Origin of the sequence: Rhizobium sp. N122 (assembly GCF_002211295.1) — a bacterium.
Classification (GTDB): Bacteria; Pseudomonadota; Alphaproteobacteria; order Rhizobiales; family Rhizobiaceae; genus Rhizobium.
Map to the genome: position 1 here is coordinate 79,676 of NZ_LOKU01000004.1, position 17,817 is coordinate 97,492.

The window sequence follows — 17,817 nt, forward strand, 5'->3', positions numbered from 1 at the left end:
GAGCATGCTCAGTCAACCACACGAATGACAAAATTCTCTGTGTGCGTTGCATCAATTGCGACGTTTAATCACCGGAAACGCCGACGACAAGCACAATCGCTGTCTCGCTTTAATTTAATCGATTCGGGTTACCGCAAAATTTGCAGGCTAACGAAACTGGTATTTTCAGCTCAATATTTATGCCGTTCTCCCGGGCCGCATGGACAAGCTGCCGCTTTTGGCGCAATCTGGCGTTAACGATTTGTTAACGATCGGAATTCCGGAGGCCGGCGCCCATGTTTCGCAGTCTATCCGCAGTCACCCTGCTTGCCCTGTCTGCACTTGCCGTGTTCCCCGCCACCGCCGGCGAGCGCCGTTTTGATCATCGCTTCTCCGATCAACGGGTCATTGCCCATCGCCACGCCTTTCACAACGGGTTGTTTCTCGGGCGACATATGGGCTGGCGCGATCGCGGCATCCGTTTCGACAGCGCCTATGGCCGCCGGCACGGCAGAGAGCGGATGCCGTTCTTGAAGCAGTTTTCGTCGGCAGCGACCAATCGCGTCGCTCGCAGCGTCTTGATCATCAGCGCACCCCAGCCACCGGGTGGCGGCGGCGGCGACACCTATGCCGGCTCTTATGCCTATCAGGTCGATGGCGGGACTTATGTCGGCGGCAATGGATACGGATATTATTCGGCGGCACGGCCCGAACCGATGGCCAAGGCAAAGGTCATCGACGTTGCCGTCCAGGACGACCCCTGCACCTACGAGGCCAATGTCTGCGTCATCCGGCCTTAAGATCTTGGCACGAACCGCCACACCGTCGTCTTTTTGATTTCGCTGTCTTCAAGCGCCCGCGTCACCGGCACCTCGTACACCGCGCAGAATTCCAGCCGATCCCGCGGCAGGTAGCTGCGGCCGGGATCGCCGACCAGAATCAACTTGCCTTCCGCCGCCAACCGCGCCAGCCAGGGAACGAGTGCATCGGCAAAAGCGCGGTCATAGAAGACGTCGCCGGCAAGCACGATATCGGCCTCGATATCCTCTCCGATCAGATCGGCACCGGTAAATTCGAGACAAACGCCATTGGCTTTCGCATTCAGCCGGATCGCACTCTCCGTCCAGGGATCGATATCGGCGGCCGTCACTTGAAGAGCGCCGGCCATCGCCGCCGCAATGCCGACGAGGCCGGAGCCGCTGGCGAAATCCAGCACGCGCCGGCCGCGCACCATCTCCGGGTGATCGAGGATGTAGCGCGCCAGTCCCTGGCCGCCCGCCCAGGCAAAGGCCCAGAAGGGCGGCGGCAGGCCGATCGCCTCCAGCTCCTCCTCCGTCTTCAGCCAGAGTTCATGCGCTTCGCTGGCCAGATGGAGTGAAATCTCCGGCACATGCGGCGGCGCCATCACGCTGGTATTGGCGCGGATGAAGGCTTCCGGGTCGGTCTTCAACGCGGCGGATTGTCCAGCCCGCCCATGCGGCAGACTTCGGCCCATTCGTCATCCGTCACCGGCTGCACCGAAAGGCGCATGGAGGTGACGAGCGACATCTTGGCGAGCTTTTCGCTCGCCTTGACATCCTTCAACGTCACCGGCTTCGGCATGTCCATGACGGCGCGAATATGGACGCAATCCCACTTCGGGTCGCCCTTGGCGGTGGAATCGGGCTGCGACAGGGCGGAGACTTCGACAATACCGACGATCTCCAGCCCGTCATTGGAGTGGTAGAAGAAGCCTTTGTCGCCGATCTGCATCGCCCGCATGTTGTTGCGCGCCAGATAGTTACGCACGCCGGTCCATTCCGTGCCCTTTTCGCCGGCTGCCTTCTGCTGCTCCCAGGACCAGGAGGCGGGTTCGGATTTGTAGAGCCAGTGCGCCATGCCTCACGCCTCCGGCTTATTGAAGACCCAATTGTAGGCCTTCACCTCGACGCTTTCGAACAGCCCGGCCTTGGCATAAGGATCGGCATCGGCAAGCGCCCGTGCCGCCTCCTTGGTCTCTGCTTCGACGATGATCAGGCTGCCGCAGGCTTTGCCCTCGTCATCGAGAAACGGGCCGGCAATCTTCAGCGTTCCCTCGGCATTCAGGCTGTTTAAATATTCGAGATGCGTCGGACGCGTCTCCATGCGCATGTTCAGATGGCCCGGCTTGTCCTTGCAGAGAAGGGCGAAAAGCATGTCTGTCTCCTATTCGGTGGTGATTGGGCGCGTCATCAGCTGCTCGATCGCTTCGGCTATATCGAGCCTGCCGTCGATGATGGCGGAAACGGCGTCGGTGATCGGCATGATGATCGAAAGCTCGGCGGCAAGCCGCGAGGCGACGGAGGCGGCAAGCGCACCTTCCACCAGCGCGCCCTGCAGCGGATCGACCTTTTCGCCGCGCCCGAGCGCAATGCCGAAGCGCAGGTTTCGCGATTGGTGGCTGGTCGCCGTCAGCACCAGATCGCCGAGACCGGAAAGCCCGCGCACCGTATCGGCCTGCCCGCCCTTGGCGACGACGAAGCGCGACATTTCCGCCAGCCCGCGCGCAATCAGCGCCGCACGGGCGGAATCGCCGATGCCGCCACCCTCGACGATGCCGCAGGCGATCGCCAGCACATTCTTCAGCGCACCGCCGAGCTGCACGCCGATGCGGTCGCTGGAGGCATAGAGCCGAAAGGTGCGGCCGGATATCGCCTGGGCGAGCCGTTCGGCGACCTCGATATCCTCAGCCGCGATCGCCATCGCCGTCGGCAGACCCTTGGCGATATCGGCGGCGAAACCCGGGCCGGAAAGCACGGCGATGGGATGGTCGGGCAGTTCCCGTTCCAGCATGTCGGTCAGAAGGTTGCCGGTCGCTCGCTCGATGCCCTTGGCGCAGGTGACGACCACGGCATCCTTGGAGAGATAGGGGCCGTACTGCCGGGCCGCATCGGCCTGCGCCTGCGACGGCATCGCAAATAGTACGATCGAGGCGCCGACGATCGCCTCCGCCTCGGCGGCAAATTCCAACGTATCGGGCAGGTAGATGCCGGGCAGCGCCGCATCATGCAGCCGTTCGGCCTTCAGATCTGAAATCAGCGACGGATTGCGCCCGACAAGCGTCACCGCGCTGCGGCCGGCAAGGGCGATGACGGCGGCAAGCGCCGTTCCGAAAGCCCCGGATCCGACGACGGCGATCTTTTCGCTCATGCCTTGGCTCCTCTCTTTCCGAAACCGATCAGCGTTTCCGCATTGGAATCGAGCGGCCAGCGCGAGCGCGGCTGGACGTCGAGCGGATCAGGCGCAATACCGATAGCCATCCGCTCCAGTCCTGCCCAGGCGATCATCACCGCATTGTCGGTGCAGAGGCTGAGCGGCGGCGCGATGAAGCGGAAGCTGTTCTTGTCGCAGAGCGCCTGCAGCGTGCCGCGCAGTTCGAGATTGGCGGCGACACCGCCGGCAACGACGAGCGCCGGCTTTTCACCAGTCGCTGCAAATTCCGCCTTGAAGCGCTGCAGGCCGCGGCCGATGCGGTCCTTCAGCGTCCCCGAAATCGCTTTCTGGAACGAGGCGCAGATATCGGCCACATCCTGATCGCTGAGCGGCGCGATATCCTGTGCCGCCTGCCGCACCGCCGTCTTCAGGCCGGAGAAGGAGAAATCGAGCCGCGCCTCGCCGACCAGCGGCCGCGGAAAAGCGAAGCGATCGGGATTGCCGTCCCGCGCCATCCGTTCCACCGCCGGGCCGCCGGGATAGGGCAGGCCAAGCAGCTTTGCCGTCTTGTCGAAGGCTTCGCCGAGCGCATCGTCGATCGTCGTGCCCCAGCGCTCATACTCGCCGACGCCGCGCACCAGGATGAGCTGGGTATGGCCGCCGGAGACGAGCAGCATTAGATAGGGAAAGGCAAGTCCGTCCGTCAGCCGCGCCGTCAGCGCATGCCCCTCGAGATGATTGACCGCATAGAGCGGCTTGCCGGTGGCCTTGGCGATCGCCTTGCCGGTCATCAAGCCCACCAGCAGCCCGCCGATCAGCCCCGGCCCCGACGTCGCGGCGATGGCGTCGACCTCATCAAGCGACACATTGGCGCGCTTCAGCGCCTGCTCGATCAGCTCGTCCAGCGCCTCGACATGGGCGCGTGCGGCAATCTCCGGCACCACGCCGCCATAGGCGCTATGCTCGTCGAGCTGAGACAGCACCACGTCGGACAGCACGTTGGAACGCCCCTCCGCATCGCGTTCGACGACGGCGGCGGCGGTCTCGTCGCAGCTCGTTTCGATGCCAAGGATGCGCAGAAAGGGAACCATGAGGCCTGTTCGTTGATTGCGATGGGATGGAAACCCGGTTACGAGAACTCCGGTAACAACGGAACTGAGCGGATGCAAACAAAACCTTTCCGGATCGGCACGCGGGGCAGCCCGCTGGCGCTTGCCCAGGCGCATGAGGCCCGCGACAGGCTGATGGCGGCGCATCATCTGCCTGAAAAGATGTTCGAGATCGTCGTGCTGACGACCAAGGGCGACCGCATCACCGACCGCTCGCTTTCCGAGATCGGCGGCAAGGGCCTGTTCACCGAGGAGCTCGAACAGCAGCTTGTGTCGGGCGAGCTGGATTTCGCCGTGCACTCCGCCAAGGACATGCCGACCCACCTGCCGGACGGCCTTCATCTCTCCGCCTATCTGCCGCGCGAGGATATCCGCGATGCCGTCATCGGCCGTACCGCGCCCAAACTGATCGACCTGCCGCATGGCGCCACCGTCGGCTCGTCGTCGCTGCGCCGCCAGGCGTTGATCCGCCGCATGCGGCCCGATATCAATGTCGTGACCTTCCGCGGCTTGGTGGAAACGCGCCTGCGCAAGCTCGAAGAGGGCCAGGTCGACGCGACGCTCTTGGCGCTTGCCGGCCTGAAACGGCTCGGGAAGGTCGAGGTTATCACGGATATCCTCGATCCCGACAGTTTTCCGCCGGCGCCGGCGCAGGGGGCGATCTGCATCGAAAGCCGCATCGGCGACACCCGGATCGACGATCTGCTGGCGCCGGTCAACGATCTCGCGACCTTCGACACCGTCTCCTGCGAACGCGCCTTCCTCGCTGCGCTCGACGGCTCCTGCCGCACGCCGATCGGCGGTTATGCCGTCTGCGAAGGCGATCTGATCCGTTTCTCCGGCCTCATCATCACCCCCGACGGCCGCAGCCAGCATGCGGTGACGACCGACGGCCACCGCCGCGATGCGGCGGCACTCGGCACCCGCGCCGGCCAGGACGTGCGCGCCAGGGCCGGCAGCGCCTTTTTCGACGAGTGGCATTGACGCGGCCATGCGCGTGCTCGTCACCCGCCCCGCGCATTCGGCTGAGAAAACCGCACAACGTTTGCGCGATATGGGCCACGAGCCCTTCCTGCTGCCGCTGCGCCAACCGCTGCATGAAAGCGCCGCAGCCGCAACAGCACTTGCGGGAACCAGCGGCGCAATCGCGGTGACCAGCGCCGAAGCCGTCCGGGTCCTTTCCGCGCTCGGCGAGCACCTTCGTCCGCATCTTGCCCGCCCGCTTTTCGCCGTCGGGGAGGCGACGGCGGATGCTGCAAGCCGCCTCGGCTTCCGATCGGTCGCTTCGTCCCGGGGCAACGGAGGCGCTCTCGCCGAACTCGTCGCCGCGCAGGCAGCGGACGGTCTGCTCTACCTTGCCGGCACGCCGCGTGCGGAAACATTCGAGGCAGGATTGCGCCAGCTCGGCATTCGCTTTTCGGTCGCCGAATGTTATCGCATGCAGCCTGTCGCCCCCAACCCGGCCGAGATCGAGGCGATCTTCGCAGCCACGCCGCCGCAGGCCGTTCTCTTCTATTCCCGGCAGACGGCCGACGATTTTTTTGGCGTGGCGGAACTTCGCTCGGCCCTGTCGGAAGGAAGCGGAATCCGCCTTCTCTGCCTCAGCGAGGCGGTGGCGCAGGCCATCCCGGCGGCGCTGAAAAAAAATGCGGCGATTGCGCCGATGCCGGATGAGAAAAGTCTTTTGTCGCTGCTTTGAATGCTTTAGCCGCCCAAATTTGATCTAACCTCTTCCCTTAATTGGCATCACTGTCTAGTTTCGTTGCAATGCAGGATAAAGAGGACCTCATGGTATCCGGAAACCCGCCACGCCATTCGAAGAGCGCCGACGAGCCGGTCACGATCGACCTCGAAGCACAGGATTTCGCCTCTGCAGCCGATACCGAAAAGCCGGTCGAGAATGATGTCGGCGATGCCGACAACAGCCCCGCCGATGCCGCCGTGACATCAGAGACCGACGCTGCGCCGCAGGTCGAAGATGAACGGGTCGAGCAAGAAAAAGCCGAAGACGAGGGCCAGTCCGGAACGGATGTGCACGAGGAGAAGCCCGCCCCCGAGCCTGCCTTCACGCCGCCTCCCGAACAGGCGCGGCGCGCCGGCACCTCCGGTCTCATCGCCGCCGGCATCTTCGGCGGCCTGGTGGCGCTGCTTGGCGCCGGCGCCATTCAATATGCCGGCTATCTCCCCGGTTCCTCCACGCCGCAGACAGCCTCGCCTGACATTGCCGATCTTTCCGGCGAGATCGATGGCTTGAAACAGACGGTCGCCAACCTCGCCGCCAATCCGGCGAGCGCAGATGACAGCGCGCTTGAAAAGCGCATCGCCGCGCTGGAAACGACAGCCAAGGCGCCCGCGGCCGCCGAACCGGCCGATTCGGCAAATGTCGAGGCACTCAACCAGAAAATTGCCGAGCTGACCGGTCAGGTCGACCAGCTGCGCGCCACGCTCGCCCAGTCTTCCGAGCAGCAGACGACGAGCGGCGCCGATATCGCCAAGCGCCTCGACGAGGCTGAGAAGAAACTGAACGAGCCGCGCGAGGATGTCGCCGTCGCCCGGGCGATCGCGGCAGCCGCCCTCAAGGCGGCGATCGATCGCGGCGGGCCGTTCCTGGCCGAGCTCGATACTTTCGCCGGCGTCGCCCCCGACGATCCCGCCGTTGCCGACCTCCGCAGCTTTGCCGAGACCGGTATTCCCTCGCGCGCCGAACTCATGCGTCAGGTTCCCGATGTCGCCACCGCGATCGTCGAAGCCGTCAATCAGCCGGATCCGAGCGAGAGCTGGTCGGACCGGCTGATGTCGAGCGCCAAGTCGCTGGTGTCAGTCCGCCCCGTCGGCAATATCGAGGGCGACAGCGTCGAAGCCATCGCCGCCCGCATGGAGGACAAGGTGAAGAGCGGCGATCTGCCCGGTGCTTCCGCCGAATGGAACAATCTGCCGGCTCCCGGCAAGCAGGCGTCCGCCGCCTTCAAGCAATCGCTCGAGGCGCGTATCCGCGTCGAGGAACTGGTCGGCGGGGCGCTGTCGAAAGCCGTTTCCGGCGCCGGCAAGGAGGGATGAGACCATGCTGATCCGCCTTGTCCTCTTTGCCCTCTTCGTGCTGCTTCTCGCCTATGGCTTCTCCTGGTTCGCCGATCGCCCAGGCGACCTCTCGCTGATCTGGGAGGGTCAGATCTACCAGACCAAGCTGATCGTCGCGGTCAGCGCGATCATCGCTCTGATCGCCGCCGTGATGATCGTCTGGTGGTTCATCCGCCTGGTCTGGACCTCGCCGCATTCGGTCACCCGCTATTTCCGCGCCCGCAAGCGCGACCGCGGTTATCAGGCACTGTCGACCGGCCTGATCGCCGCCGGCGCCGGCAATGCGCTGCTCGCCCGCAAGATGGCCGCCCGCTCGCGCGGCCTCATCCGCGCCGATCAGGAGCCGCTGATCAACCTGCTCGAGGCCCAGGCCGCCCTGATCGAAGGCCGCCATGACGAGGCGCGCGCCAAATTCGAGGCGATGGCCAACGATCCCGAGACACGCGAACTCGGTCTGCGCGGCCTTTATCTGGAGGCCCGCCGCCTCGGCGCCAACGAGGCCGCCCGCCAATATGCCGAAAAGGCTGCCGACAACGCACCCTATCTGCCCTGGGCCGCGCAGGCGACGCTCGAATATCGCAGCCAGGCCGGCCGCTGGGACGATGCGATCCGCCTGCTCGAACAGCAGAAGGCCGCCCGCGTCGTCGAAAAGGCCGAGGCCAACCGTCTGCACGCCGTCCTGCTGACGGCGCGCGCCGGCGAAAGACTGGAAGGCAATCCGACGGGGGCCCGCGACGACGCGCAGCAGGCGCTGAAGCTCGCCGCCGATTTCATTCCGGCCGCTCTCATTGCCGCAAAGGCGCTGTTTCGCGAAGGCGGCGTGCGCAAGGCCGCCTCAATCCTCGAACAGGCATGGAAATCGGCGCCGCATCCCCAGATCGGCCAGGCCTATGTCCGAGCCCGCAGCGGCGATTCCACCCTCGACCGGCTGAAGCGCGCCGAGCGTCTGGAAGCGTTGCGCCCGAACAATGTCGAATCCCTCCTCGTCGCCGCCCAGGCAGCACTCGACGCGCAGGAATTCGCCAAGGCCCGCAGCAAGGCGGAAGCGGCGGCGCGCATGCAGCCGCGCGAAGCCGCTTTCCTGCTTTTGGCCGACATCGAGGAGGCCGAGACTGGAGACCAGGGCCGCGTGCGCCACTGGCTGGCCCAGGCGCTGAAAGCCCCGCGCGATCCGGCCTGGGTGGCGGATGGTTTCGTGTCGGACACATGGCTGCCGGTATCGCCGGTGACCGGCCGCCTCGACGCCTTCGAATGGAAGGCGCCCTTCGGCCAGATCGAGGGCCCGCTCGAAGACGGTTCGACGCCGGCCTCGATCGAAACCGCTTTGAAGACCTTACCGCCGCTGCGCGACGTCAAGCCGGAAAGCCCGGTTAACGACCATCGCATCATCGAACTGGAACGCGCCGCAACGATTGCCGAGGCTGTGCGCCCGACGCCGGCACCAGCACCGGCAAAACCGAAGCCCGCCGAACCCGTCAGCGACAAAGCTCCGGCACCGGGCGAAGCGAAACCTTTCTTTGGCGGCCTGCCGGATGATCCCGGCGTTCGCGACCCCAGGGTGGAACCGGAACCCAAGACACGGCTCCGCCTTTTCTGAAATGGAACGAAAACCGCATGTTCGAACGCTTTCAGGCATTCTTCCAGAATCTCACCGCCGACCGCCCAAAGAAAGGTTTCGCCCCGGATGATCCGCGCATCGCGGTGGCAGCGCTCTGCATGCAGGTCATGGAGGCCGACGGTCAGATCAAGGCCAGCGAGAAGAAGCGGTTGCGCAAGCTGTTGAAGGAGCAATATGCGCTCGACGGCAAGCAGCTCGATGCCCTGATGGCCGCCGGCCTCGAGGCCGAAAGCACCGCCGTCGATTATTACCGCTTCACCGCCGACCTGAAACGCCATCTCAATACCGAGCAGCGGCTGGAGCTGATCGGCATTCTCTGGGATATCGTCTATGCCGATGGCGAACGCAGCGAAATGGAGGACCATGTGATCTGGCGGATCGCCGATCTGCTCGGCGTCTCCTCGCGCGAACGCATCCAGAAGCGGCAGGAGGCCGCCGCCAGGGTGACGGATGTTCGGGTTGCGCAAGATGACAGCGACTGAGAAAAAGCCGGAACGCGACAGCCGCCCGATCCTCATCGTTCTACATCAGGAACGGTCGAGCCCCGGCCGTGTCGGCCAATTGCTCGTCGAAAAGGGCTACCGCCTCGATATCCGCCGCCCGGTTCTCGGTGAGCCGCTGCCGACGACGCTCGAAGACCATGCCGGCGCCGTCGTCTTCGGCGGGCCGATGAGCGCCAACGATCCCGACGACTTCGTCAAGAAGGAGATCGGCTGGCTCGACATCCCCTTGCGGGAAAAACGCCCCTATCTCGGTATCTGCCTCGGCGCGCAGCTGCTGGTGCGTCATCTCGGCGGCAAGGTGCAGCCGAATGCCGACGGCTCGACGGAGATCGGCTGGTATCCGTTAAGGCCGACAGAGCGGGGCCGTCTGCTGATGCATTGGCCGAAGATGGTCTATCATTTCCACCGCGAAGGCTTCGACCTGCCGCACGGCGCCGAGCTGCTCGCCGAAGGCGATGCCTACCCGAACCAAGCTTTCCGCTATGACGGCAATGCCTGGGGCCTGCAATTCCATGCCGAACTGACCCGGGTGATGATGCATCGCTGGGTGGTGCACGGCGCGCATCGCTTCATCCTGCCGAACGCCCAGCAGGGCCGCGAACACCTCGAAGGCCGCATGCTGTTCGACGCGCCGCTGAAAGCCTGGCTGACCGAATTCCTCGATATCGTCTTCGAAGGCAAGACGGCGAAAACAGCCTCGCCGATCACACTTCCCGCGTAGAGTTCTGCGTATCCGGCAGCACGCGCGATCTCACGTGCTGGGCGCGTCGAGCGTATCGATCCGCCGCAATTTGGGGAAACTCGAAGCCCAGATCGCCGCGACCGCCAAAGTCCCGATACCGCCGATAACGACCGCCGGCACCGCGCCGAAGATCGAGGCCATCGTGCCGGCCCTGAACTCCCCGAGTTCGTTCGAAGCGCCGACGAAGACCATGTTGACCGCATTGACGCGGCCGCGCAGCTGATCGGGCGTCCAGAGCGCAATCAGGCTTTCGCGCACATAGACCGACACCATGTCTGCCGCCCCCATCAGCGCCAGCGCGGCGATCGAGACCTCAGTGTTGGTCGAAATGCCGAAGACGATCGTTCCCAGTCCGAACAGGGCAACCCCGATGAACATGTAAATGCCGGCGCGGTGCTTCAGCGGATAGGCGGCGAGGAAGATCGCCATGACGATGGCACCCAGCCCCGGTGCGGCACGCAGCAGGCCGAGCCCCCAGGGGCCGAGCGTCAGGATATCGCGGGCAAAGATCGGCATCAGCGCTGTCGCGCCGCCCAGCAGCACCGCGAAGAGATCGAGCGAGATCGCCCCGAGCACCACTTTTTCGGCGCGGATGAAACTGAAGCCGCCGAGGATCATCGCCCAGCTCTTGGTCTCACCCGTCGTCTTCTGCTCCGGCTTCGGGATCATGTAGAGAAGAGCCGCGCCGAGCACGGAAAAGATCACCGCCACCGTATAGGCGGTCGTGGCGCTGGCGCCGTAGAGCAGACCGCCGATCACCGGCCCGGTGATTGCCGCGAGCTGCCAGGACGACGAATTCCAGGCGATCGCGTTGGAAAGATCCTGTTCCGGCACCAGATTGGGAGCCAGCGACTGCACCGCCGGCGACATGAAGGCGCGCTCGATGCCGAAGACCAGAAGCACCGCGAAAACCGGCAGCGGCGTGAAGGTCCCCATTACAGTCATGACCAGCAGCGCCAGCGTGCAGAGCGCGCTGACCAGCGAGCAGAGCGCTGCGATCGCCCGGCGATTGTACCGGTCGGCCACCGAACCGGTGACCAGCATGAGCAGCAGCGACGGCAGGAATTGCACAAGACCGATCAGGCCGAGATAGATCGCCTTGCCCGTCTGGTCGTACATCTGCCATCCCACCGCGACGCTGACGATCTGCTGCGAGAAGGACAGCAGGAAGCGCGCGAAAAAGAACCGCGTGTAGGACGAATGCCGGAACGCGGCAAAACGGTCTCCGGTGGGCGAAAACGACATGGCTGTTTTCCGAGAAGACGGGGAATTGCCTGCGGAGCGACCCGTTAAACATGATATGCCATGCGTCGCCACACAGCTCTTGCCCGTTTAATCGCCAATGTCTACATATCTGTCAACAACGAACTGGAGACGCTAATGGCAGGAATTTTTCAAGCCATATTTACAATCATCCATATGGCTTTGAACATCTATTGGTGGGTGATCATTGGCAGTGCCATTTTCTCGTGGCTGTACGCATTCAACGTCATCAATTCACACAACCAGTTTGTGAACCAGTTGGGCATGTTCTTCTACAATGCGACCGAGCCTGCGCTCCGGCCGATACGCCGCTTTATGCCCAATCTGGGCGGCATCGACATCTCGCCGATCATCCTGCTGCTGATAATCGCCTTCATACTGCTGATCCTCAACAATCCAATTGAGCCTTTTATCTTCTCGCTGGTCTCTTGAGCCCTCCCTGGAGGCTTTTCAGCGATTATCTCCGTCTCGCCGTTCGGCTGACCCCGAATGGCGGGCGTGACGCGATCGACGGCATCGAGGCCGACGGCGAGGGCGAAACGCACCTGAAGGCGCGCGTCACCGCGGTCCCGGAAAAGGGCAAGGCCAACAAGGCCCTGATCCTTCTTGTCGCCCAATCGCTGCGCATCCCCAAATCCAGCATCAGCCTCGTCGCCGGCGACACCGCGCGTAAAAAAATCCTCCGGATCGAGGGCGACCCGGAGGATTTGGCAAAAAAGCTCGAAACCTTGTTAGGCTGAACAATCAGCCTTTCGTCTTCTTGGCGCGCTCGACCGCTTCGAGGATAAGCTGGCCGGCTTCCTTGGAATCGCCCCAGCCGAAGATCTTCACCCACTTGCCGGGCTCCAGATCCTTGTAGTGCTCGAAGAAGTGCTCGATCTGCTTCAGCGTGATCTCGGGAAGGTCTGTGTAATCCTTCACCTTCTCATAACGCAGCGTCAGCTTCGGCGACGGCACGGCGATGATCTTCTCGTCCTTGCCGGAATTGTCTTCCATCTTCAGCACGCCGATCGGGCGCACATTGATGACGCAGCCCGGAACCAGCGGGCGGGTGCTGGCGATCAGCACGTCGATCGGGTCGCCATCCTCAGACAGCGTGTGCGGCACGAAACCATAATTGCCCGGATAGGTCATCGGCGTGTAGAGGAAACGATCGACGACCAGCGTGCCGGCTTCCTTGTCCATTTCATACTTGATGGGATGGCCGCCGACCGGAACCTCGACGATAACGTTGACGTCCTCAGGTGGATTATTACCGATGGAAATGGCGTCGATGCGCATAGGAACTCCCGCGAGGTTGAATTGCTCGCAGCCAGATAATCAGTTTCATGCGGCAACGCAACATTTGACATCACCAATGCGTGATGGCATCGGCGCAAACAGATCGAAACTTTCAAATAGGGATAGGCGACTGCCGACCAGGCCGGTCAGTTCCAGATGAAGCCGATCTTCTTCAGCTGCTTGTGGTCGAAATTTTCCATGCCTTCGCAGAAATCGACACCGCCGTGATGGCGGTAGAAGCGGCCGGCAGTCTCGTTTTCCTCGAGGCACCAGACGACCAGCCCGTTGCAGCCGAGCGACTTCAGCAGCCGGCGCGCCTCGCCGAACAGCATCCGGCCGAGACCGATGCCCTGATATTCCGGCCGAAGATAGAGCTCGTAGATTTCGCCTTCCTGCGGCAAAGCGCGGGCGCGGTTGAGGCCGAGCGTCGCGTAGCCGGCAACCGTTCCGGCGACATCGAGAACCAGGAGCGTCGCCGGTCCGCGCGTCGCCTTGCGCCACCAGTTTTCACCGCGGCGCTCGATCATCTGCGTCAGGGCGCGATGCGGAATGATGCCTGCGTAAGTGTGCTGCCAGGCGAGCCTGTGCGTTTCCGATATGGCTCGGGCATCGTGCGGTTCGGCCCGCCGAACATCGATCGACAACGTCTTCATAACGTTTACTCTGGTCCCGCCAAAGGCAATTAACCATATGCGGCCAGCGCATCGTGATCGATTGCCCACAGACTTGATATGTGGACGACAGATAAAATTTAACGCTTTTTTAACGATTGTCACAAGTCGGAATCAGCGCAGCGCACAATAAAAAACCCCGGCACCAAGGCCGGGGTCTCAAAGCATATTTCTAAAGCTTTTAGAGAGCCGCTTTCGACTTCTCGAAACGCTTGCGATCGTTTGCGTCGAGATACATCTTGCGCAGACGAATATTCTTCGGCGTCACTTCCATCAGCTCGTCTTCCTGGATCCAGGAAAGCGCGCGATCGAGCGTCATGCGGATCGGCGGCGTCAGCTTCACCGCTTCGTCCTTGCCGGCGGCGCGGATGTTGGTCAGCTGCTTGCCCTTCAGGACGTTCACTTCAAGGTCATTATCGCGCGTATGGATGCCGATGATCATGCCGGCATAGACCTTTTCGCCCGGCTCGATGATCATCGGGCCGCGATCTTCCAGGTTGAACATCGCGTAGGCGACGGCTTCGCCGGAAGCATTGGCGAGCAGCACGCCGTTGACGCGGCCGCCGATCACACCCTTATAGGGCTGATAGTCGTGGAACAGCCGGTTCATGATCGCCGTGCCGCGGGTGTCCGTCAGCAGTTCCGACTGGTAGCCGATCAGGCCACGGGTCGGTGCGTAGAAACGCAGGCGAAGACGGTTGCCGCCCGACGGACGCAGCTCGACCATTTCGGCCTTGCGCTCGGACATCTTCTGCACGACGACACCGGAATGTTCTTCGTCGACGTCGACGACGACTTCCTCGATCGGCTCCAGAAGCTGGCCGCTTTCATCCTTGTGCATCACGACGCGCGGACGCGACACGGCAAGCTCGAAGCCTTCGCGACGCATGGTTTCGATGAGAACGGCGAGCTGAAGTTCGCCGCGGCCGGAGACGTAGAACGAATCCTTGCCTTCGGCTTCTTCGATCTTCAGGGCTACGTTGCCTTCCGCTTCCTTGAAGAGACGGTCGCGGATGACGCGCGAGGTCACCTTGTCGCCTTCGGTGCCCGCCAGCGGGCTGTCGTTGACGATGAAGGACATGGTTACCGTCGGCGGGTCGATCGGCTGCGCCTTCATGGCTTCCGAGACGGAAGGATCGCAGAAGGTGTCGGCGACGGTGCCCTTGGAGAGGCCGGCGATCGCGACGATGTCGCCCGCATGGGCTTCGTCGATCGCCGTGCGCTCGATGCCGCGGAAGGCGAGGATCTTGGAGATGCGGCCGGTTTCGATCAGCTTGCCGTCCTGGCCGAGAACCTTGACGGCCTGGTTCGGCTTGATCGAGCCCGATGCGATGCGGCCGGTGATGATGCGGCCGAGGAAGGGGTTGGCTTCGAGGATCGTGCCGATCATCCGGAACGGGCCTTCTTCGACGGTCGGCTCCGGAACATGCTTGAGCACCAGGTCGAGAAGCGGCGCAAGGCCCTCATCCTTCGGCCCTTCCGGATTGACGTTCATCCAGCCGTCGCGGCCCGAACCGTAAAGGATCGGGAAGTCGAGCTGCTCGTCGGTCGCATCGAGATTGGCGAACAGATCGAAGACTTCGTTGATGACTTCTTCGTGGCGGCCGTCCGGACGGTCGATCTTGTTGATCGCGACGATCGGGCGAAGGCCGACCTTCAGCGCCTTGGAGACGACGAACTTGGTCTGCGGCATCGGGCCTTCGGAGGAGTCGACGAGAACGATCGCGCCATCCACCATCGAGAGGATACGCTCGACCTCCCCGCCGAAGTCGGCGTGGCCGGGGGTATCGACGATGTTGATGCGGACACCCTTCCACTCGACCGAGGTCGCCTTGGCGAGAATGGTGATGCCGCGTTCTTTTTCGAGATCGTTCGAGTCCATCACGCGTTCGGCTACGCGCTGATTTTCGCGGAACGAGCCAGACTGCTTGAGAAGCTCATCCACCAGGGTCGTCTTGCCATGGTCGACGTGCGCGATGATCGCGATATTGCGAAGTGCCATATGTGAAATCTCTGAGGCTGCGGCGCACGCTCTTGAGGACGCGCCTATTGGTTTGGGGCGTCCATACAGTTTTTTTTGCGTTTGCGAAAGAGGGGAACGCGCAAAAGCTGCGGCATGGCTGCCGCCATGCCGCATCGAAGCGTGTCATCAAATTGTCTTAGGCGTCGCTGCCTGTCAATTCCTCGAAGGTCGAAAGTCCCTTTTTGACCAGCATCGCATCCGGGCTAGGCAGCTTGCCGCGGAAGGCCTTGTAGGCATCTTCCGGATCGATCGAGCCGCCGACGGAATAGATGTTTTCCTTGAGCTTGCGCGCCATCTCGCCGTTGAAGGCGTCGCCCGTCTCCTCGAAGGCGGCAAAGGCGTCGGCATCGAGCACCTCCGACCACATGTAGGAGTAATAACCGGCCGAATAACCGCCGGAAAAGATGTGCTGGAAGTGCGGCGTCGCATGGCGCATGACGATCGATTTCGGCATGCCGATCTCGGCCAGCACCTCCGCCTGCACCGCCATCGGGTCGGCGACCGCCTCCCGCGTGTGAAAGGCCATATCGACAAGCGCCGACGAGGTGAACTCGACGGTGTTGAAGCCGGCATTGAAGGTCCGCGCAGCCAGCACCTTGTCGAGCAGCGCCTGCGGCATCGGCTCACCGGTTTCGACATGCACGGCGTAGCTCTTCAGGATGGCGGGCACCGTCAGCCAATGCTCGTAGAGCTGCGACGGCAGTTCGACGAAATCGCGCGAGACGCCGGTGCCGGAAACGGAGGGATAGGTGACGTTGGAAAGCATGCCGTGCAGCGCATGGCCGAATTCGTGGAACAGCGTGCGGGCATCGTCGAGCGACAGCAGCGCCGGTTTGCCCTCGGCCGGCTTGGCGAAGTTGCAGACATTGTAAATGATCGGCAGCTCGCCGTGGCGGCCATTCTTTAGTTCGAGCTTGTGCTGCGATTGCAGCGAGCTCATCCAGGCGCCCGATCGTTTCGAGCCGCGGGCGAAATAATCGCCGAGGAACAGCGCGACCAGCCGGTCTTCGCGATCCCTGATTTCGAACACCCTGACATCCGGGTGATAGGCGGCCACGTCCTTCTTCTCGACGGCGCGGATACCGAACAGCCGTTGGGCCACGTCGAAGCAGGCCTCGATGATCTTCTCCAGCTGCAGATAGGGCTTGAGTTCGGCTTCGGAGAAATCGAACTTCCGCGCCCGGATCTTTTCGGCGTAGTGGCGCCAGTCCCAGGGCATCACCTCGTGGTTACGCCCCTCCTCGGCGATCAGCGCTAATATATCGGCCTCCTCCTCGCCGGCGCGTTTCACCGCACGCGCCCAGACGGCCTTGAGCAGGTCGTTGACCGCATCCGCCGTCTTCGCCATCGTATTGTCGAGCTTCAGCTCGGCGAAATTGCCGTAACCGAGCAGGCTCGCCACCTGATGGCGCAGCGCCAACGTTTGCTTGATAACGCCGCGATTGTCCGTCTCGCCGTCATTTTCGCCGCGCGCCACCCACGCTTTGAAAGCCTGTTCCCGCAGATCGCGGCGCTCCGAAAAGGTGAGGAACGGCTCGATGATCGAGCGTGACAGCGTCACCGCATATTTGCCCTCGTCGCCGCGTTCGCGCGCCGCCGCGGCCATTGCGTCGCGCAGGAATTCCGGCAGCCCGTCGAGTTCGGCCCCATCGGAAAGTACCAGGGCCCAGGCCTTCTCGTCGGCCAGCACGTTCTGGCCGAATTGCGTGCCGAGACCGGCAAGCTTTTCATTGATCGCGGCGAGTTTCTCCTGCTCGGCCTTCTCGAGCTTGGCGCCCGATTTGACGAAACCTTTCCAGTGGCGCTCCAGCACGCGTGTCTGTTCGAGCGTCAGGCCGAGGCTCTCGCGTTTTTCCCAGAGCGTGTCGATGCGCGCAAAGAGCGCGGCATTCATGCCGATCTTCGAATAGTGGCGCGACATCTTCGGCGAGATCTCCCGCTCCAGCGCCTGGATCACATCATTGGTATGCGCGCCGGCCTTGTTCCAGAACAGCGCCGAAACGCGCGACAGCGCATCGCCGGCAATCTCCAGCGCCGTGACGGTATTATCGAATGTCGGCGCCTCACCGTTTCCGGCGATCTCGTCGATCTCCCTTTCATGGGCGGCGAGCGCCGCTTCGAAGGCGGCGGCGAAATCGCCGTCATCGAGAGCATCGAAACGTGGCAGGCCGTGAAGACCGTCCCAGTTGACCAGCGCCGGATTGAAATCACGGGGAGAAGACATCGGAGAAATTCCTTTTTGGCATGCAGGTGGATCGTCAATATAGGAGAGCGGCCGTGGATTTGGTATGTTGCAGGCAAGCGCCTTTCGCCCCACCCGCCAAATCTGGTGGACAAAAATTGACGCGCTAGAATTAACCACTTGTTAACGATTGACGC

The 17,817-nt window shown here is 62.9% G+C and carries 19 protein-coding genes; 9 read left to right on the plus strand and 10 right to left on the minus strand.

The features are described from left to right. The first annotated feature begins 275 nt into the window (after positions 1–275). Positions 276–779 carry a hypothetical protein gene (locus tag ATY75_RS04255; protein ID WP_088936576.1) on the plus strand — a complete coding sequence of 168 codons (504 nt, stop codon included), beginning with the start codon at positions 276–278 and terminating at the stop codon, positions 777–779. On the opposite strand, the gene ATY75_RS04260 is transcribed toward ATY75_RS04255, so the two are convergent. The 5 genes from ATY75_RS04260 to tsaD are packed head-to-tail and all read right to left on the minus strand — an operon-like array spanning position 776 to position 4,241. Next, positions 776–1,429 (minus strand): methyltransferase, encoded by a 654-nt coding sequence (locus ATY75_RS04260; protein WP_088936577.1) that lies wholly within the window; start codon positions 1,427–1,429, stop codon positions 776–778. The two genes, ATY75_RS04255 and ATY75_RS04260, sit on opposite strands and share 4 nt — an antisense overlap. Continuing rightward, complete coding sequence (locus ATY75_RS04265) at positions 1,426–1,857, minus strand: EVE domain-containing protein (RefSeq protein ID WP_049733437.1); 432 nt, start codon at positions 1,855–1,857, stop codon at positions 1,426–1,428. The genes ATY75_RS04260 and ATY75_RS04265 overlap by 4 nt, the downstream gene beginning before the upstream one ends. A gap of 3 nt (positions 1,858–1,860) precedes the next feature. Next, complete coding sequence (locus tag ATY75_RS04270; RefSeq protein WP_088936578.1) at positions 1,861–2,154, minus strand: YciI-like protein; 294 nt, start codon at positions 2,152–2,154, stop codon at positions 1,861–1,863. 9 nt (positions 2,155–2,163) lie between these two features. Beyond that, positions 2,164–3,147, minus strand: a complete 984-nt coding sequence (locus ATY75_RS04275; protein ID WP_088936579.1) for an NAD(P)H-dependent glycerol-3-phosphate dehydrogenase — start codon at positions 3,145–3,147, stop codon at positions 2,164–2,166. Beyond that, entirely contained in the window at positions 3,144–4,241 is a 1,098-nt protein-coding gene (gene tsaD, locus ATY75_RS04280; RefSeq protein WP_088936580.1) for a tRNA (adenosine(37)-N6)-threonylcarbamoyltransferase complex transferase subunit TsaD, read from the minus strand. The genes ATY75_RS04275 and tsaD overlap by 4 nt, the downstream gene beginning before the upstream one ends. Positions 4,242–4,313: 72 nt before the next feature. Here tsaD and hemC point away from each other — a divergent pair, with 72 nt between their 5' ends. From hemC to ATY75_RS04310, 6 genes are all read left to right on the plus strand, one after another. Next, on the plus strand, positions 4,314–5,243 hold the full coding sequence (gene hemC, locus ATY75_RS04285) for a hydroxymethylbilane synthase (protein WP_088936581.1): 930 nt from the start codon (positions 4,314–4,316) through the stop codon (positions 5,241–5,243). Between the two features lie 7 nt (positions 5,244–5,250). After that, the gene (locus ATY75_RS04290; protein ID WP_088936582.1) at positions 5,251–5,958 is read left to right on the plus strand and encodes a uroporphyrinogen-III synthase; all 708 of its coding nucleotides are present in this window, start codon (positions 5,251–5,253) and stop codon (positions 5,956–5,958) included. 68 nt (positions 5,959–6,026) lie between these two features. After that, on the plus strand, positions 6,027–7,316 hold the full coding sequence (locus ATY75_RS04295; protein ID WP_190241312.1) for a COG4223 family protein: 1,290 nt from the start codon (positions 6,027–6,029) through the stop codon (positions 7,314–7,316). Between the two features lie 4 nt (positions 7,317–7,320). Then, positions 7,321–8,934 carry a heme biosynthesis protein HemY gene (locus ATY75_RS04300; RefSeq protein WP_088936584.1) on the plus strand — a complete coding sequence of 538 codons (1,614 nt, stop codon included), beginning with the start codon at positions 7,321–7,323 and terminating at the stop codon, positions 8,932–8,934. Positions 8,935–8,951: 17 nt separating this feature from the next. Continuing rightward, positions 8,952–9,437, plus strand: coding sequence for a TerB family tellurite resistance protein (locus ATY75_RS04305; protein WP_064840994.1), 486 nt, complete (start codon positions 8,952–8,954; stop codon positions 9,435–9,437). Next, positions 9,406–10,179 carry a glutamine amidotransferase gene (locus tag ATY75_RS04310; RefSeq protein ID WP_088936585.1) on the plus strand — a complete coding sequence of 258 codons (774 nt, stop codon included), beginning with the start codon at positions 9,406–9,408 and terminating at the stop codon, positions 10,177–10,179. Before ATY75_RS04305 ends, ATY75_RS04310 begins: the two co-directional genes overlap by 32 nt. Positions 10,180–10,209: 30 nt before the next feature. On the opposite strand, the gene ATY75_RS04315 is transcribed toward ATY75_RS04310, so the two are convergent. Next, the gene (locus ATY75_RS04315; protein ID WP_088936586.1) at positions 10,210–11,445 is read right to left on the minus strand and encodes an MFS transporter; all 1,236 of its coding nucleotides are present in this window, start codon (positions 11,443–11,445) and stop codon (positions 10,210–10,212) included. 60 nt (positions 11,446–11,505) lie between these two features. Here ATY75_RS04315 and ATY75_RS04320 point away from each other — a divergent pair, with 60 nt between their 5' ends. Continuing rightward, positions 11,506–11,895, plus strand: coding sequence for a YggT family protein (locus tag ATY75_RS04320; RefSeq protein ID WP_088936587.1), 390 nt, complete (start codon positions 11,506–11,508; stop codon positions 11,893–11,895). Beyond that, entirely contained in the window at positions 11,892–12,203 is a 312-nt protein-coding gene (locus tag ATY75_RS04325; protein WP_088936588.1) for a DUF167 domain-containing protein, read from the plus strand. Before ATY75_RS04320 ends, ATY75_RS04325 begins: the two co-directional genes overlap by 4 nt. 4 nt (positions 12,204–12,207) lie before the next feature. Here the strand turns inward: ATY75_RS04325 and ppa are convergent, their stop codons facing one another. The 4 genes from ppa to ATY75_RS04345 all read right to left on the minus strand — a co-directional run bounded on the left by ppa (position 12,208) and on the right by ATY75_RS04345 (position 17,662). Beyond that, positions 12,208–12,744 (minus strand): inorganic diphosphatase, encoded by a 537-nt coding sequence (ppa, locus tag ATY75_RS04330; RefSeq protein WP_012559229.1) that lies wholly within the window; start codon positions 12,742–12,744, stop codon positions 12,208–12,210. Between the two features lie 146 nt (positions 12,745–12,890). Further along, positions 12,891–13,397: a GNAT family N-acetyltransferase gene (locus ATY75_RS04335; RefSeq protein ID WP_003582861.1), complete on the minus strand. Its 507-nt coding sequence runs from the start codon at positions 13,395–13,397 to the stop codon at positions 12,891–12,893. 199 nt (positions 13,398–13,596) lie between these two features. Then, complete coding sequence (gene typA, locus ATY75_RS04340; RefSeq protein ID WP_064840999.1) at positions 13,597–15,417, minus strand: translational GTPase TypA; 1,821 nt, start codon at positions 15,415–15,417, stop codon at positions 13,597–13,599. A gap of 157 nt (positions 15,418–15,574) precedes the next feature. Continuing rightward, positions 15,575–17,662, minus strand: coding sequence for a M3 family metallopeptidase (locus tag ATY75_RS04345; protein ID WP_088936589.1), 2,088 nt, complete (start codon positions 17,660–17,662; stop codon positions 15,575–15,577). Positions 17,663–17,817: the final 155 nt, after the last annotated feature.

Excerpts from the sequence above, each read along its gene's own strand:
- ATY75_RS04255 (WP_088936576.1), top strand. The coding sequence starts at position 276 with ATGTTTCGCAGTCTATCCGCAGTCACCCTGCTTGCCCTGTCTGCACTT.
- ATY75_RS04265 (WP_049733437.1), bottom strand. The coding sequence starts at position 1,857 with ATGGCGCACTGGCTCTACAAATCCGAACCCGCCTCCTGGTCCTGGGAG.
- ATY75_RS04270 (WP_088936578.1), bottom strand. The coding sequence starts at position 2,154 with ATGCTTTTCGCCCTTCTCTGCAAGGACAAGCCGGGCCATCTGAACATG.
- ATY75_RS04275 (WP_088936579.1), bottom strand. The coding sequence starts at position 3,147 with ATGAGCGAAAAGATCGCCGTCGTCGGATCCGGGGCTTTCGGAACGGCG.
- tsaD (WP_088936580.1), bottom strand. The coding sequence starts at position 4,241 with ATGGTTCCCTTTCTGCGCATCCTTGGCATCGAAACGAGCTGCGACGAG.
- hemC (WP_088936581.1), top strand. The coding sequence starts at position 4,314 with ATGCAAACAAAACCTTTCCGGATCGGCACGCGGGGCAGCCCGCTGGCG.
- ATY75_RS04290 (WP_088936582.1), top strand. The coding sequence starts at position 5,251 with ATGCGCGTGCTCGTCACCCGCCCCGCGCATTCGGCTGAGAAAACCGCA.
- ATY75_RS04295 (WP_190241312.1), top strand. The coding sequence starts at position 6,027 with ATGCAGGATAAAGAGGACCTCATGGTATCCGGAAACCCGCCACGCCAT.
- ATY75_RS04300 (WP_088936584.1), top strand. The coding sequence starts at position 7,321 with ATGCTGATCCGCCTTGTCCTCTTTGCCCTCTTCGTGCTGCTTCTCGCC.
- ATY75_RS04305 (WP_064840994.1), top strand. The coding sequence starts at position 8,952 with ATGTTCGAACGCTTTCAGGCATTCTTCCAGAATCTCACCGCCGACCGC.
- ATY75_RS04310 (WP_088936585.1), top strand. The coding sequence starts at position 9,406 with ATGTTCGGGTTGCGCAAGATGACAGCGACTGAGAAAAAGCCGGAACGC.
- ATY75_RS04315 (WP_088936586.1), bottom strand. The coding sequence starts at position 11,445 with ATGTCGTTTTCGCCCACCGGAGACCGTTTTGCCGCGTTCCGGCATTCG.
- ATY75_RS04320 (WP_088936587.1), top strand. The coding sequence starts at position 11,506 with ATGCGTCGCCACACAGCTCTTGCCCGTTTAATCGCCAATGTCTACATA.
- ppa (WP_012559229.1), bottom strand. The coding sequence starts at position 12,744 with ATGCGCATCGACGCCATTTCCATCGGTAATAATCCACCTGAGGACGTC.
- ATY75_RS04335 (WP_003582861.1), bottom strand. The coding sequence starts at position 13,397 with ATGAAGACGTTGTCGATCGATGTTCGGCGGGCCGAACCGCACGATGCC.
- typA (WP_064840999.1), bottom strand. The coding sequence starts at position 15,417 with ATGGCACTTCGCAATATCGCGATCATCGCGCACGTCGACCATGGCAAG.
- ATY75_RS04345 (WP_088936589.1), bottom strand. The coding sequence starts at position 17,662 with ATGTCTTCTCCCCGTGATTTCAATCCGGCGCTGGTCAACTGGGACGGT.